Origin of the sequence: Streptomyces sp. NRRL S-244, assembly GCF_000717915.1 — a bacterium.
In the GTDB taxonomy this organism is placed as follows: domain Bacteria; phylum Actinomycetota; class Actinomycetes; order Streptomycetales; family Streptomycetaceae; genus Streptomyces.
The window spans coordinates 1-13650 of sequence record NZ_JOCX01000038.1; the positions used below are offsets into that span (position 1 = coordinate 1).

Below are 13650 nucleotides of genomic sequence, written 5' to 3' on the forward strand. Positions count from 1 at the left end.
CCATCACCCTCATCCTCGTCGTCGGCATCGCCATCGACCTCCTCATCTTCAGCCCCATCGAACGCCACGTCCTGCGCAACCGCGGCCTCCTGGTCAAGAACTGATCGAGTCGCCGCCCACGAGCTCGTCCACGGGCCACCGCGGCCGACCCGTCATGACTCTGTGCGGGACAGGTCCGCAGGCGGCGAAGCCGCCTTGCGGTGCTTGATGTTGACGGCCGAAGCCTTGGCCAGCGCCACGGGGTTCAGGAAGCGCAGCGGACCGATCAGGCGTTGTGCGAACAGATGCATGTGCCGCGCCACCGCTTCATCGCGCGCTGCCGCCGAGAACACCAGCCGTTCCACAGGATTGAACGGGCGGGCCTTGGCGAAGTCGACGGCCATGGACTGGTGACCGAGCAGCCGGCGCCGGTGTCTGCGTCCGTACGCCACGAGCGACGTGTCGAGGTCGCCCCGGCCGGCTGCGGCCGGGGCCACCGCCTCGGTCAGCCATTGCGCGGACTGGAGGGCCCATCCGCATCCCACTCCCCACAGGGGATCGCTGGTCAGGGCGGCGTCGCCGATGAGCGCGACGCCGGGTGCGGTGGGCTTGCGGGTGTGAAGCGGGTAGTTGACCGTACCGGTGATCTTCGTGATGCGTTCGGCCGAGTCGATGGGCGGCGCCTCGGGCAGGCCGCGGACGAACTCGAAGAAGCTGCCCTCCAGGTCTTCCCGGAAGGCCGGCAGCCGCTTCTTGTCCGGGAGCACCGCGAGGACCGTCACCCCGTCGTCGTTGGGAAACGCGTACGCCATGTCGGGCTCGAGGAACCACGCCTGGCCGATCCCGCCGTGCAGCGGGAGGTTGCGGAAGTGCGCGAGATACCCGAACCGCGTGTTTTCGTACTGCCGGACAGGTATCCCGGCGATCTTCGCCACGGCCGAGTCCTTGCCATCGGCGCCGACGACCAGACGGGCCCGGATCTCGCGGTCGCCCTGCGGTGTCGAGGCGCGCACCCCCGCCGTTCGCCCGCCTTCCCGGACCAGCCCGGTCACGTGGTGGCCGAGGAGCAGATCGACGCCGGGGGTTTCCGCCGCACGCGACCTGATCAACGGGTCGAGGGTGCTGCGCCGGACGTTGTACGCGTACGGCAGCTCGGGGCCCTCCGGCGCGGCCCTCGGCTCGATCCATCCCCAACGGGTGTACCAGCGGGCCTCGTTGCGGACGGCTCCGGCCTTCTCGAGGGCGGGGACGAGGCCGAGTTCGTCCAGCACCGGGTAGGCGTTGGCCGTGATGGAGTGGGTGCACAGCACCTTGTACGCCTCGGGGTCCGAGCGGCGTTCCAGCAGTGCGACGCGGACGCCGCGTCGAGCGAGCAGGATCGCCGCGGCGCTGCCGGCCAGGCCGGCCCCGCTGATGACGACGTCGTAGTCGTATCCCGCGCTCTCAGGCTTGGTCATGCGCTGATCGCTCCCTTCGGTGGTGTGGTGCCGTTCATGGGAGTGGTGCAGCGCTCATGCTGTCAGGCACATGACCATTTCGGGAGCGGCGCGAGCGCGCAGGCGGCCCCGCATCCCTCCGAAGACGGGGCCCACGCGCTCGCGCCGGACGTACAGGCGGGCGCTACCAGGAGGACTTGGTGACTCCGGGGAGGAAGCCGGCGTGCGCCTGTTCCCGCATGCGGACGCGGGAGAGGCCGAACTTCCGCAGATGGCCACGGGGCCGACCGTCGACGCCGTCCCGGTTGCGCACGCGGGTGGCGCTCGCGTCGCGGGGCTGCTTGCGCAGCTCCTCCAGCGCCGCGCGCCGTTCGGCCTCCGTCGACGACGGCCGCCGGAGGACCTCCTTCAGCCCGGCACGCCGGGCGGCGTACCGCGCGACGATCGCCTTGCGCTTCTCGTTCTGCGCGATCTTGCTCTTCTTCGCCATCAGACCTTCACCCCGCGCGCGCGGATCCGGGCCACCGCGGCCTCGATCCCGATGGCGTCGATGGTCTTGATCGCCTTCGCGCTCAAGGTCAGGCGGACATGGCGGCCTTCACTCGGCAGCCAGTAGCGCTTGGCCTGGATGTTGGGGTCGAAGCGGCGCGAAGTGCGCCGGTGCGAGTGGGAGATGTTGTTGCCGAAGCCCGGCTGGGCGCCGGTGAGCTGGCAGTGGGCGGACACGGTGTTACCTGCCTCTCTCTGAAGCGAGACGTTATTGGAAACGATTTCCATTCCCGTATAGTAGCGGCATGGCACGCAACGAAGTACGCCCGATCGTCAAGCTCCGCTCCACCGCGGGCACCGGCTACACGTACGTCACCCGCAAGAACCGGCGGAACGACCCGGACCGCATGGTGCTGCGCAAGTTCGACCCGGTGGTGCGCCGGCACGTCGACTTCCGCGAAGAACGCTGATCCCCCGCTCCCTGCCTGAAGGAACCGTCATGAAGCCCGGAATCCACCCCGCCTACGGCCCCGTCGTCTTCCGCGACAAGGCCGCCGACTTCGCCTTCCTCACCCGGTCCACGGCGACCAGCACCAACACCGTCGAGTGGGAGGACGGCAACACCTACCCCGTCATCGACGTGGAGATCTCCTCGCAGAGCCACCCCTTCTACACCGGCACCGCCCGCGTCCTGGACACCGCCGGCCGCGTCGAGCGCTTCCAGCGCCGCTACGGGAGCACGGCGTGACCCTGCCCGTCGTCATCGTCGGCGGGCTCCACAGCGACGCCCGCAAGGAAGTCGTGGACCGGCTGCTGCACGCCGTCCCCGGCAGCGTCGCCCTCCACCACGACCTGTCCACCGCGGCGCAGGGCACGGTGCGGGGCGTGGTGCGCGACGCCTCGGGCGAGCTGTCCCGGGGCACGGCGCCCCTCGTGAACGACTGTGCCTGCTGCGCGCTGCGCGAGGACCTAGTCCCCGAACTGGAACGACTGGCCGACAGCGGCCTGATCCGGCTGGCCGTCGTCGAGCTCTGGGACTCCGTGGAGCCCAAGGCGATGGCCGAGGTCGTCAGCGCACACGGCGCAGGCGTGCTCGACCTCACCGCCGTGGTCACCGCGGTCGACCCCGCGCTCGTACTCCCGTACCTCGTCAACGGCGATGACCTCGCGGAGGCGGGCCTCGCGGCGGCCGCCACCGACCGGCGCACCGTCGGAGACACCTGGGCCCGGCAGCTGGAGTACGCGCCCGTGCTCGCCCTGGTCGGCGGCGAAGAGGCCGATGACGAGGATCGGGCCCTGCTCACCCAGCTCCATCCGACCGCCCGGCAGGTACCCGCCTCGTCCGGCGAACTCGCCCGGCTGGCCTTCGCCGGTTTCGACGTGGAGACGGCGGCCGCCGCCCAGCACCCGGCCTGCGCGCTGCTCCCCCAGGAAGCCGACGAGGCGGGAGTCACCACCTTCGTCTGGCACCGCCGCCGGCCCTTCCACCCCGAACGCCTCTACGAGGCGCTGGAGGACCTCTGTTGCGCGGCCGCCCGCAGCCGCGGCCGTTTCTGGCTCGCCGACCGCCCCGACACCCTGCTCGCCTGGGACGCCGCTGGTGGCGCCCTGTGCGTGGAGAACGCCGGGCCCTGGCTGGCGTCCCTGCCGGACGCCGCCTGGGAGCTGATCCCCCCGATGCGCAGGGCGGCGGCCTCGCTCGACTGGCATCCCGAACACGGCGACTGCTGCCAGCACCTCGTCTTCACCTCCCCCGGCCTCGACCGCCACGGCTTGGAGCAACTCCTCGAGTCCTGCCTCCTCACCGACGCCGAGTACGCGGCGGGACCCGAGGCGTGGCGCAGACTCCCGGCCGCCTTCGACCCTCTCCTCGACCCCGTCTCCTGACCGCCACCCGACAAACCGGCAACCCGGCAACCCGGCAACCCGTAAGGAACACGCATGGCAACGCACACGGCCCGCCGCCAGGCTCCCGGCAAGGCACTCAAGTCCCGCCCGAGCCGCCCGAACCCACTGGACGCGGCGGAGATCACGTACGTCGACTACAAGGACACCGATCTCCTGCGGAAGTTCATCTCCGACCGCGGCAAGATCCGCAGCCGTCGGGTCACCCGCGTCACCGCCCAGCAGCAGCGGCAGCTCGCCGCCGCGATCAAGAACGCCCGCGAGATGGCTCTGCTCCCGTACGGCAGCAGGTAAGGCCCAAGGCCCGGCGGATGCGTGCGTCGGCGAAGGCCGCCTCACCGGGCGGCTGATCCTCCGCCGGTGCCCGCCGTCCCTCCCTCCTCTTCACCCAACACACCGACCCACTCAGGAGATCCCATGGCCGTCCCCAAGCGGAAGACGTCCCGCAGCAACACCCGCCACCGCAGGGCCCAGTGGAAGGCCACGGCTCCCCGGCTCGTCCCGGTCACGGTCGACGGCTCCGTGTACCAGGTGCCGCAGCGCCTGGTGAAGGCGTACGAGCGCGGCCTGCTCCGCCCCGAGGGCTGAGCCGCCCATGACGACGTACGACCACGACCCACTGCCCGTGACCGTCCTGTCCGGCTTCCTCGGCGCCGGCAAGACCACCCTTCTCCACCACATCCTCGGCAACCGCGAAGGACTGCGGGTGGCCGTGATCGTCAACGACATGAGCGAGGTCAACATCGACGCCGCGCTCGTCCGCGGCGGCGAGGCGGCGTTGTCGCGCACCGAGGAACGCCTGGTCGAGATGACCAACGGCTGCATCTGCTGCACCCTGCGCGACGACCTTCTCGAAGAGGTCGACCGCCTCGCCCGCGAGGGGCGGTTCGACTACCTGCTCATCGAGTCCAGCGGCATCTCGGAGCCCATGCCCGTCGCCGCGACGTTCTCGTTCCCCCGCGACGACGGCGCCACGCTCGGAGACCTCGCACGCCTCGACACCATGGTCACCGTCGTCGACGCGGCGAACTTCCTGCCGGAACTCGCCGGCGGCGACGAACTCGCCGCGCGCGGACTCGCCCAGTACGGGGACGACGAACGCACCGTCAGCGACCTCCTCATGGACCAGGTCGAGTTCGCGGACGTCATCGTCCTCAACAAGCTCGACCTCGTCGGACCGGACGAGGTCGCACGCCTGAGCGCGGCCCTCGGGCGGCTCAACCCCGGGGCCAGGATCGTCCCCGCCGTCCACGGGCGCGTGCCCCTCGAACAGGTCCTGGGCACCGGCCTGTTCGATGTCGAACGGGCCCAGCAGGCTCCGGGCTGGGTCAAGGAGCTCAACGCGGACCACGTCCCGGAGACGGAGGAGTACGGCATCTCCTCCCTCGTCTTCCGCTCCGACCGCCCCTTCCACCCGGGCCGTCTCTGCGCCTTCGTCACCGAGGACATCGACGGCGGCGCCTTCGGCGACATCCTGCGCTCCAAGGGCTTCTTCCACCTCGCCGGCCGCCCCCGGGTCACCGGTCTGTGGTCGCAAGCCGGTACGGTGGCCCGCTTCGAACCCTCGGGCGCCGTCGGTCCGGACACGGCCCCGGGTCAGGAACTCGTCTTCATCGGCACCGGGCTCCGCCCCGATGCCCTGCGGGCAGCCCTGGACGCGTGCCTGCTCGGCCCGGGTGAGCCCGTACCGGCCGGGGACGACTTCCCGGCATGGGAGACGTACGGCATCGACGATTCCTGCGAGCACGGGCACGAGCACGGGCACGGGCACGCCACCTCAGAGGCCGCCTGAGACTCCGGGCCGGGCAGTGGCCGCGGCCGAGCCGCTGCCCGGCGTCGCGCTCAGCGCCGGAAGTCACGTTTCGCCGAGCACTTGACAATGAAGTCAAGCAGTCGCTTGAGTTCTATCGTGAGGCCAGAGAAGACGGACCTTCGCCGCGAGGCCGGTCAGCGAACGCGGGACGATCTGCTGGCGGCGGCTCTCGAGCTGCTCGCTCAGCGGGGACAGGAAGGCGTGACCCTCCGCGAGATCACGCAGAACGCCGGAGCCAACGTCGCCGCGGTGAGTTACCACTTCGGATCGCTGAAGGCACTGTGCGATGTGGCGATCGAGCACGCGCTGGAGCGATACCTGGACGCGCAGATCCGGGAGCTCGACGCGCTGGCGGGGAGCGCGACGCTGAGCGAGCTGGCCGGGGCCTTCGCACGGCCGATGCTGAGCGCACTCGTGGCCGGGGGGCCGGATCTGGCCGTGATACGGACCGTGGCGCGGGTGGGGATCGATCCGCCCGAAGGGTGGGAGAGGCTGGCCGGGAAGTTCGAGCAGGCCCGACGGCAGGCGGTGCGGGTACTGGCTGCGAACCTTCCTGCGGTCGACGAGCGGGAGCTCGTCTTCCGTGTGCGCTGTGCGGCCGGGATGCTGAACTGGCTCGCGGTGGCACCCATCGGGGCCGAACTGGGCGCCGAGCCCGCCGACCGGGTGGAGCGGATGCTCATCCCCGTGGTGGCCGGGGCGCTCCAAGGGGTCCGCTGAGCGCCTGCGCCACGGTGAATTCAATCGCTTGCTTGACAAGACGGCCGCCCCCTCCTCACAATTTCAATCAAGGGTTTGAATGGATTCTCTCAATCACGGGAGGGCACCATGAACACCGACGCGGAAACCGTGGTCCGGGCGGCGTACCGAGCGGCCGAGGGCAGCATCCTGGACGTGCAGGGCTTCGTGGACCTGTTCGCCGAGGACGGCGTCTTCAACAACGTCGTCGCCGGCGAGACCTACCGCGGCGAGCACCTTGGCGATCTGGTCGCCTTCATGGGAGCGCTCGCCCCCGACGTCCACCGCGAACTGCACCGATTCCATGTCATGGGCAACGTCGTCACCGTCGAGCTGACCATCCGGGGCACCTTCACCGGGCCGTTCGAGACACCCGCCGGCACCGTCCGGCCGACCGGCGCCGAGCTCGACATCCCCACGGCCGACTTCTGGTACGTCGAGAACGGCAGGATCAAGGAGTTCAACTGCTACGTCGGCCTCAGCATCATGCTCGCCCAGCTCGGCGTGCAGCCCGACTTCGCCTCCGCCGTCACGGCGTCGGCCGCCGTGCCGAGCTGACCGAACCACTCCGGGCAACCCCGCAGACGCACGGCACCACGAAGAGGCAGGCGAACCGAACCATGCCCACCATCGGCATCATCCTCGGCAGCACCAGGCCCAACCGCGTAGGAGACCAGGTGGCGCGCTGGGTCCTCGACCAGGCCTCGCGCCGGACCGACGCCGGCTTCGAGCTGATCGATCTGCGCGACCATGCCCTCCCCCACCTCGACGAGCCGATGCCGCCCTCCCTCGGCCAGTACCAGAACGAGCACACCCGGCGCTGGGCCGAGACCGTCGCCGCGTACGACGGTTTCGTCATCGTCACCCCCGAGTACAACCACGGCGTGCCCGGTGTTCTGAAGAACGCCCTGGACTACCTGTACGCCGAGTGGAACAACAAGGCCCTCGGCCTGGTCTCCTACGGCGTCGCGGGCGGCGCACGGTCCGCCGAACAACTGCGCCTGGTCGCCGCCGAGCTCCAGATGGCCGACGTACGCCAGCAGGTCATGCTCTCCCTGTTCACCGACTTCCAGGACTTCGCCGTCTTCAAGCCCGGCGACCACAGCCTGAACTCCCTGAACGCCATGCTCGACCAGGTCATCGCGTGGACCTCGGCTCTCGCCCCGCTGCGGACGGCCCCGGTCGCGACGACCACGACCACGACCTGATCCTCGCGGGCCGCTGTTCACCCGTCCGAGAGCGCCCAGCGGTCCGTGATCAGCGCGGCCTGCTCCTGGAGCGCCGAGACCAGCTCTTGAGCGCTGCCGGCCGCGGTGGAGCGCAGGACGACGACGCTGATCTCCCGGGTGAGGTCCGGGCCGTCGAGGCGGCGCAGGACCAGGTCCGGGTGGGGGGTGCCGAGGGCGAGCCGCGGCACCAGGGCGATGCCCGCGCCCGCGGCCACCAGGCCCTGGACCACCGCGTAGTCGTCGGTGCGCATGGCGTGGACGGGCTCGAACCCGTGTCGGGCGCAGGCCCAGGACAAGAGCCGGTCGCACGGGTCGTGGAGATCGGCGGCGCCCACCCACTCGGTGTCCCGCAGCGCGGCGAGCGGGACCCGGCCCAGGTCCGCGAACGGATGGTCCTTCGGCATCACCAGGAGCAGCGGATCGGCCAGGAGGGGGTGGAGCGCGAACTCCTCGTCCAGGTCGAGCCGGTCCCCGGGCTGCGAGAAGACGAGCGCGGCCTGGAGCTCCCGGGCCCTCAACCCGCGCAGGAGCAGGGGCAGTTCTCCCTCGGTCAGCGAGATGTGGACGCCCTGCTGGTGGAGGCGTTTGACGGCGGGGGCGAGCAGGAGGGCGCCGGCGGTCGGGAAGGTGCCGATGTGGAGGGTGCGCATGCCCCGCTCCGCGAGTCCGCGCACCTCCAGCTCCGCGTGGCGGAGCCGTTCGAGAACGGCCTCGGCGTGCGGCAGCAGGGCTTCGCCGAGCTCGGTGAGTGTCGCGCCGCGCGGTCCGCGCTGGACGAGGCGGGCGGCGAAATGGGCCTCCAGGGCGGCCAGGTGGTGAGTGATCGTCGGCTGCGTGTAGTGCAGCGCCCGGGCGGCTGCGGCGAGCGAGCCCTCCTGCGCGATCGACCGGAGCACCTGGAGGTGGCGGATCTCAAGCATATAGACAGCCTATGGAGACCTATAGAAAACTGCAGCATTCCTCTATGGCTGCGGCGCTGACACCCTCCCGGTGTGAACACGCGAACCACCGCTCCCCCAGGCCATTCCCCGAACCCGGGCCATCCGCCGGCCCCGGGCCATCCGCCGGCCCAGGACCAGCTCCGCGCCCCGTACGCCGACGCCCTCCTCGCCCACGCGGGACGGGACTGGCTGCGGCTGAACGTCCCCGGTCACGCGGCCGCCCCCGGCTCGGACCTCTGCGCCGCCTTCGGCATGCAGGTGCCGGCCCTCGACTTCCCGCCGCTGCTGGACGGCCTGGACCTCGGCGCGCACACCCCGCTGGACGAGGCGCTGGAGCTCGCCGCCCGCGCCTGGGGCGCCCGGCGCACCTGGTTCCTGACCAACGGCGCCTCACAGGGGAACCAGATCGCCTCGATGGTCGCCCCCGCCCTGGGCCGCACGCTGGTCGTGCAGCGCAGCGTGCATTCGAGCGTCGTCGACGGGCTGGTGCTCTCCGGCCTGTCCGCCGTGTTCGTCCAGCCGTCCGTCGACCCCGTCCAGGGCATCGCCCACGGGGTCACCGCCGGGGAGGTACGGGCGGCCCTGGAGCGGACCCCCGACGCCGCGGCCGTGTACGTGGTCTCGCCGAGCTACTTCGGGGCCGTGGCCGACGTACGGGCCCTCGCGGACGCCGCACACGCCGCCGGAGTACCCCTGATCGTCGACGAGGCGTGGGGATCGCACTTCGGCTTCCACCCCGCGCTGCCCGACGGGGCGCTGGCCCTCGGCGCGGACCTCGTGACCTCCAGCACCCACAAGCTCGGCGGCAGTCTGACGCAGTCGGCCATGCTGCACCTCGGCGAGGGACCCTTCGCGGACCGGCTCGAACCCCTCGTGGACCGGGCCTTCCGGCTGGTGCAGTCGACCAGTGCGAGCGCCCTGCTGACCGCCTCCCTGGACCTCGGCCGGCGGTCCCTGGTCACGGGCACCGACCGGATCACCGGCTCGGTGGAGGCCGCGGACAAGATACGGGGAGTCGTACGGGCGCTGGGCCGCTTCGGGGTGGTCAGCGACGGCTTCCACCGGTTCCCCGACATCACGGCCGCCGACCCGCTGCGCATCGCCCTCGACACCCGCGTCGGCGGAATCACCGGGCACGAGGCGCGGCGGCTGCTCTACCGGGACCACCAGGTCATGGTCGAAGTCGCCACGGACGCCGCGATCGTCGCCGTGGTGGGCGCCGGGTCCGCGCCGGACGCCGATCGATTCGTCGAGGCCCTGCACTGCCTGCCGTCCCCGCTCAACGACTCGGGATCCGGCTCCGGCTCCGGCCCCGGCTCCGACGTCCCCGAGCGGCCACCGCTGCGGCTGCCGCGCCCGGGCCCCGCACGGCTCACGGCCCGCGAGGCCTTCCTCAGTCCGGCGCGGGTGGTACCCGCCGAGGACGCCGTCGGCATGGTGTCCGCCGACACCCTGGCCGCGTACCCGCCCGGTATCCCCAACGTGCTGCCCGGCGAGGTCATCACTTCCGAGGCCGTCGAGTTCCTCCGCCGTACCGCGGCCGCCCCCGGCGGCCACGTACGCGGGGCGCTCGACCCGGACGTCTCCCGCCTCCGGGTCGTCGCACCCTGACGGCCCACGCCCTCCGTAGCCCGTGCCTCCTCCCGGCCCGTCTTCCGGCGCACGCCTACCGGGCGCCTGCCGACGCCCCGGCCAGCGAGGGGGATCCGGTCGTGGCCGGCGGCGCCGCGCCCGAGGGGTCGAGCTGGGCCTCCATGTCGTCGAGGGCGCTGCGAACCGCCGCGATCCGCAGGCGGAGCTCGTCCGCTTCCTCCGACGCCACCCGCCCTGTGCGCCCCGCGGGCTGCCGGGCGGCGGCGGCCTGCTCGGCCCGCTTCTCTTCCGCCTCCATCTCACGCGCCTCCTCCAGGGCGTTGAGGACGACACCGATCAGCACGTTGACCAGGACGAAAGAGGCGAGGAGCACGTAGGAGGCGTAGTAGATGATGCTGAACGGGGAGACCGCCAGTCCGGCATGAACGGCATCGCCGAGGCCCTCCAGCGTCATCAGCAGGAAGAGGGTCAGCCCGGCCCGGCCGAGGGAGCCGTAGTGCACCGGGTCGTGGCCGGCGAAGGAGATCCAGCCGATCATCGCGTACACGTAGAGGATCAGGGCGCCCACGAACAGGAAGCTGACCGTTCCGGGCAGGCTGCGGCCGACGGCGACCAGCAGGACCCGCAGCTGCGGCATGAACTGCGCGGTGCGCAGCACGCGCGCCAGGCGCAGCAGCCGCAGCAGCGTGGTGTTCTCCCGCAGGAACGGAACGAAGGCCGAGGAGACCACGAGCAGGTCGAACACGTTCCACGGATCGCGGAAGAAAGCTTTCGGCCGGTCGGCGTGCGCGGCCAGGCGGATCAGCATCTCCAGGCTGAACGCCGCGACGCAGAACCGCTCGGCGGAGTGGAGGAGGACGCCGTACTCCACGGACAGTCCGCTGTACGTCTCCACGCCCAGCAGCACGGCGTTGAGGAGGATCACCGAGATGACGCCCAACGCGAACACGGGTGCCTCGCACACATCGCGGCAGCGCGCGGCAAGCCGCTCGCGACCGGTGGACGTCCGAATGAGGTCTGACATCATGCTCCCTCGCCTGCGACCGGCACCCGGTCACGGGCTGTGTCGCGCCCCGGCGGATCCGAGGCTTTGATCAAGCTCCAGGTCGTGTAACGCCGCACGGACGAATTCGAGTCGCTCCGGCCCGACACATCGCCCGATCGGGGAACGGTGGTGCCCGGTCACGGGCCGGCTACCCCTGGCGCGCGCACGGGGTGGCGGAGCAGATAGACGGCCGCGGCCGAAACCAGGGCGGCCATACAGGCGAGGAACACCAGTCCGGCGCCCTCCAGGCCGATGGGGCCGGTCAGTACGCCCACGCCGATCACCGGTACCGAGATGCCCGCGTACGCCACCACGAACAGCATCGAGATGACCGCCGCGCGCTGGTCGGCCGGGGACGCCCCGGCCACCGCGGAGAGCGCCCCGCGGAAGGCCAGGCCCTGCCCACTGCCGCCGACGAGCGCGCTGAGGACCACCAGCACCAGCAGGTCCCAGTACAGGGCGCCCGCGAGCAGCAACAGCCCGACGAGCAGTGTGGCGCAGCCCAGTGGCAGGGACCGGCCGACCCCGATGCGGCCGGCGGCCAGTTGCCCGGCGGTCGACGCGAAGAAGGCCAGCGCGACGATCAGCCCGGTCACGGCCCGGTTGTGCACGCCCAGGGACTCGACGAGGAAGGCCGGGCTCACCGACGTGAACACTCCGAACAGCGCGAACCCCACGAAGGAGGCGGTCGCGGCGGGCACGAACACCCGCCGCACCGAGGCGGGCAGAGCGGGACGCTGCGGCCGTACCGCCGTGAGCGGCTGCCGCTCCCGTACCGTCTCGGGGAGTCGCAGCAGGACGGCGGCCGAGCCGGCCACGAGGACGAGGTGCACGGCGAACGGCAGGTACAGCGGCCAGGGGGCGTACTGGGAGAGCACTCCGGCGAGCAGGGGGCCGCAGCCCAGCCCGCCCATGTTGGCAGCCGTCGCCACGAACGTGGCGCGGGAGGAGCCGTCCCGCGGGCCCAGCTCGATGACGTAGGCGGTGGCGGCCCCGGTGAACAGGCCTGCGGACAGGCCCGACATCAGCCGGCCCGCGTACAGCCAGCCCAGCCCGGTGGCGCACAGGAAGCAGCCGGCGCTGGCCGCCGCGAATCCGAGGCCCGTCAGCAGGACGGGCCGCCGGCCCACGACGTCCGAGGCGTTGCCCGCCAGCAGCAGGACCCCGATGACGCCGAAGGCGTACACGGCATACACGATCGTCACCTGCAGTTCGGAGAACCCGAATTTTTCCTGGTAGAGGCCGTAGAGAGGCGTGGGCAGTGTGGTGCCGGCCATGCACACGGCGAACACCGCCCCGCCGAGGAGGCACTGGTGCCAACGTCTGCGATCACCGTCCATGCCGCCGACGGTAACGGCGCCCGGCATCCCTGGCGGCGCGGCATGCCGAGGGCACGCATGCCGCGGCCCCGGCATTCGGGGCGGCGCGTCCGGTCCGGACGCCTGGCGCTCGCAGGACCAGTCGAATCGCTCGACGTCGTGCTGGACGCAGGCCGGGTCCAGGTCGAGGAGGAGGGCTCCGGCCCGCCCGGACGGGTCGGCCCAAACAGGCCGTCCGCGACGAACCGCACGGCCCCGTCACCGCCGCGCCGGAGCAGGCCGGCCGTGGGGGCGGGGAAGTGCGTACCGATCACGAGCGTGCCCGTGTCGGCGTACCGCTCGACGAAGGCGCGCCGGGTGGCGGCGGCCTGCGCCGCGTCGGTGTCGGCGAGGCTCGCCACATCGGGTTCGATGAACTGCACCGGGTGGTGCACGAGGTCACCGGTGATCACGGCACGGTCCCCACCGGATTCGACCACGACCGCGACCTGGCCCGGGGTGTGTCCGGGGGCGGCCTCCAGGCGCACGCCGTCACACACCCGGTGGTCGGTTCCGACGAGGTCGACGAGACCCTCGTCGATCAACGGCTGCATCGTGTCGCGGAGGTCCGCATCCGCTTCGTGAGCCCAGTGGTCCCATTCCACGCGTGTGACCAGATGACGTGCACGCGGAAAGGTCGGCACCCATTTCCCTTCCACCAGGCGCGTGTTCCACCCGATGTGGTCGAAGTGGAGGTGGGTGCACACCACGGTGTCGATGGATTCCGGAGGGTAGCCGAGTGCGGCGAGGTCTTCGGGCCACGCCGTGTCCAGCATGCGCAGGAAGGGCACCGAGGCCCGCGCGTTGCCCACGCACGTGTCCACGAGGATCCTGCGCGTACCGGTGTCCACGACCAGCCCGTGGACCGAGAGCACGAAAGTGCCGTCCACCCCGCTGAAGCCGGGAGCGGGCCACGGGTACCTCTTGAGGAGCGCGGTGTCGTTCGTCCGCAAGGCGGCCGTGAGAAGAACCGGCAGCTCCACCTCCAGGACTTTGTGGATCTTCGTCGTTCCGATACGCCACGTCGCCATGCGACCCTCCACATCAGCCAGGGATCGAATAATATTGACGATCGCCATAAGTGCGCAATATTTTGGTGTTCAAGATCCTCGCTCCCGGTCTGG

At 71.3% G+C, this 13650-nt stretch carries 17 protein-coding genes and 1 pseudogene; 11 read left to right on the forward strand and 7 right to left on the reverse strand.

Going from position 1 to position 13650, the window contains the following annotated elements:
* Nucleotides 1-104, forward strand: a pseudogene (locus IF02_RS34595) (ABC transporter permease); the annotation flags it as partial.
* A 48-nt stretch (nucleotides 105-152) separates the two neighbouring features.
* Here the strand turns inward: IF02_RS34595 and IF02_RS0129600 are convergent.
* The 3 genes from IF02_RS0129600 to rpmB all read right to left on the reverse strand — a co-directional run bounded on the left by IF02_RS0129600 (nucleotide 153) and on the right by rpmB (nucleotide 2141).
* Nucleotides 153-1436: an NAD(P)/FAD-dependent oxidoreductase gene (locus tag IF02_RS0129600; protein WP_030162340.1), complete on the reverse strand. Its 1284-nt coding sequence runs from the start codon at nucleotides 1434-1436 to the stop codon at nucleotides 153-155.
* Between the two features lie 163 nt (nucleotides 1437-1599).
* Nucleotides 1600-1905 carry a 30S ribosomal protein S14 gene (rpsN, locus tag IF02_RS0129605; RefSeq protein WP_030162342.1) on the reverse strand — a complete coding sequence of 102 codons (306 nt, stop codon included), beginning with the start codon at nucleotides 1903-1905 and terminating at the stop codon, nucleotides 1600-1602.
* Nucleotides 1905-2141: a 50S ribosomal protein L28 gene (gene rpmB, locus IF02_RS0129610; RefSeq protein WP_030162344.1), complete on the reverse strand. Its 237-nt coding sequence runs from the start codon at nucleotides 2139-2141 to the stop codon at nucleotides 1905-1907. The genes rpsN and rpmB overlap by 1 nt, the downstream gene beginning before the upstream one ends.
* 68 nt (nucleotides 2142-2209) lie before the next feature.
* On the opposite strand from rpmB, the gene rpmG reads away from it, so the two are divergent.
* The 9 genes from rpmG (at nucleotide 2210) to IF02_RS0129655 (ending at nucleotide 7568) form a co-directional block, all read left to right on the forward strand.
* Nucleotides 2210-2374, forward strand: coding sequence for a 50S ribosomal protein L33 (rpmG, locus tag IF02_RS0129615; RefSeq protein WP_030162346.1), 165 nt, complete (start codon nucleotides 2210-2212; stop codon nucleotides 2372-2374).
* Between the two features lie 29 nt (nucleotides 2375-2403).
* Nucleotides 2404-2652 carry a type B 50S ribosomal protein L31 gene (locus IF02_RS0129620; protein ID WP_030162348.1) on the forward strand — a complete coding sequence of 83 codons (249 nt, stop codon included), beginning with the start codon at nucleotides 2404-2406 and terminating at the stop codon, nucleotides 2650-2652.
* Complete coding sequence (locus IF02_RS0129625) at nucleotides 2649-3791, forward strand: CobW family GTP-binding protein (protein ID WP_030162350.1); 1143 nt, start codon at nucleotides 2649-2651, stop codon at nucleotides 3789-3791. The genes IF02_RS0129620 and IF02_RS0129625 overlap by 4 nt, the downstream gene beginning before the upstream one ends.
* A 54-nt stretch (nucleotides 3792-3845) precedes the next feature.
* Nucleotides 3846-4103, forward strand: coding sequence for a 30S ribosomal protein S18 (gene rpsR, locus IF02_RS0129630; protein ID WP_030162352.1), 258 nt, complete (start codon nucleotides 3846-3848; stop codon nucleotides 4101-4103).
* Between the two features lie 123 nt (nucleotides 4104-4226).
* Nucleotides 4227-4397, forward strand: a complete 171-nt coding sequence (gene rpmF, locus IF02_RS0129635) for a 50S ribosomal protein L32 (RefSeq protein WP_030162354.1) — start codon at nucleotides 4227-4229, stop codon at nucleotides 4395-4397.
* Nucleotides 4398-4404: 7 nt separating this feature from the next.
* Nucleotides 4405-5601: a GTP-binding protein gene (locus IF02_RS0129640; RefSeq protein WP_037837365.1), complete on the forward strand. Its 1197-nt coding sequence runs from the start codon at nucleotides 4405-4407 to the stop codon at nucleotides 5599-5601.
* 87 nt (nucleotides 5602-5688) lie between these two features.
* Nucleotides 5689-6342 (forward strand): TetR/AcrR family transcriptional regulator, encoded by a 654-nt coding sequence (locus IF02_RS0129645; protein ID WP_078622412.1) that lies wholly within the window; start codon nucleotides 5689-5691, stop codon nucleotides 6340-6342.
* A gap of 108 nt (nucleotides 6343-6450) precedes the next feature.
* Nucleotides 6451-6918 carry a nuclear transport factor 2 family protein gene (locus IF02_RS0129650; protein WP_030162361.1) on the forward strand — a complete coding sequence of 156 codons (468 nt, stop codon included), beginning with the start codon at nucleotides 6451-6453 and terminating at the stop codon, nucleotides 6916-6918.
* A gap of 62 nt (nucleotides 6919-6980) precedes the next feature.
* Nucleotides 6981-7568 (forward strand): NADPH-dependent FMN reductase, encoded by a 588-nt coding sequence (locus tag IF02_RS0129655; protein ID WP_030162363.1) that lies wholly within the window; start codon nucleotides 6981-6983, stop codon nucleotides 7566-7568.
* Between the two features lie 17 nt (nucleotides 7569-7585).
* Here the strand turns inward: IF02_RS0129655 and IF02_RS0129660 are convergent, their stop codons facing one another.
* A complete protein-coding gene (locus IF02_RS0129660; protein WP_030162365.1) occupies nucleotides 7586-8509 on the reverse strand; it encodes a LysR family transcriptional regulator in 924 nt (307 codons plus the stop codon).
* 72 nt (nucleotides 8510-8581) lie between these two features.
* Between IF02_RS0129660 and IF02_RS0129665 the strand changes: the two genes are divergently transcribed.
* Nucleotides 8582-10141, forward strand: coding sequence for an aminotransferase class I/II-fold pyridoxal phosphate-dependent enzyme (locus IF02_RS0129665; protein ID WP_051696636.1), 1560 nt, complete (start codon nucleotides 8582-8584; stop codon nucleotides 10139-10141).
* A 55-nt stretch (nucleotides 10142-10196) separates the two neighbouring features.
* Here the strand turns inward: IF02_RS0129665 and IF02_RS0129670 are convergent, their stop codons facing one another.
* The 3 genes from IF02_RS0129670 to IF02_RS35770 form a co-directional block, all read right to left on the reverse strand.
* Nucleotides 10197-11147: an ion transporter gene (locus tag IF02_RS0129670; protein ID WP_030162368.1), complete on the reverse strand. Its 951-nt coding sequence runs from the start codon at nucleotides 11145-11147 to the stop codon at nucleotides 10197-10199.
* Nucleotides 11148-11305: 158 nt separating this feature from the next.
* Nucleotides 11306-12445 carry an MFS transporter gene (locus IF02_RS0129675; protein ID WP_234318368.1) on the reverse strand — a complete coding sequence of 380 codons (1140 nt, stop codon included), beginning with the start codon at nucleotides 12443-12445 and terminating at the stop codon, nucleotides 11306-11308.
* Complete coding sequence (locus IF02_RS35770; RefSeq protein ID WP_234318369.1) at nucleotides 12370-13605, reverse strand: MBL fold metallo-hydrolase; 1236 nt, start codon at nucleotides 13603-13605, stop codon at nucleotides 12370-12372. Before IF02_RS35770 ends, IF02_RS0129675 begins: the two co-directional genes overlap by 76 nt.
* Nucleotides 13606-13650: the final 45 nt, after the last annotated feature.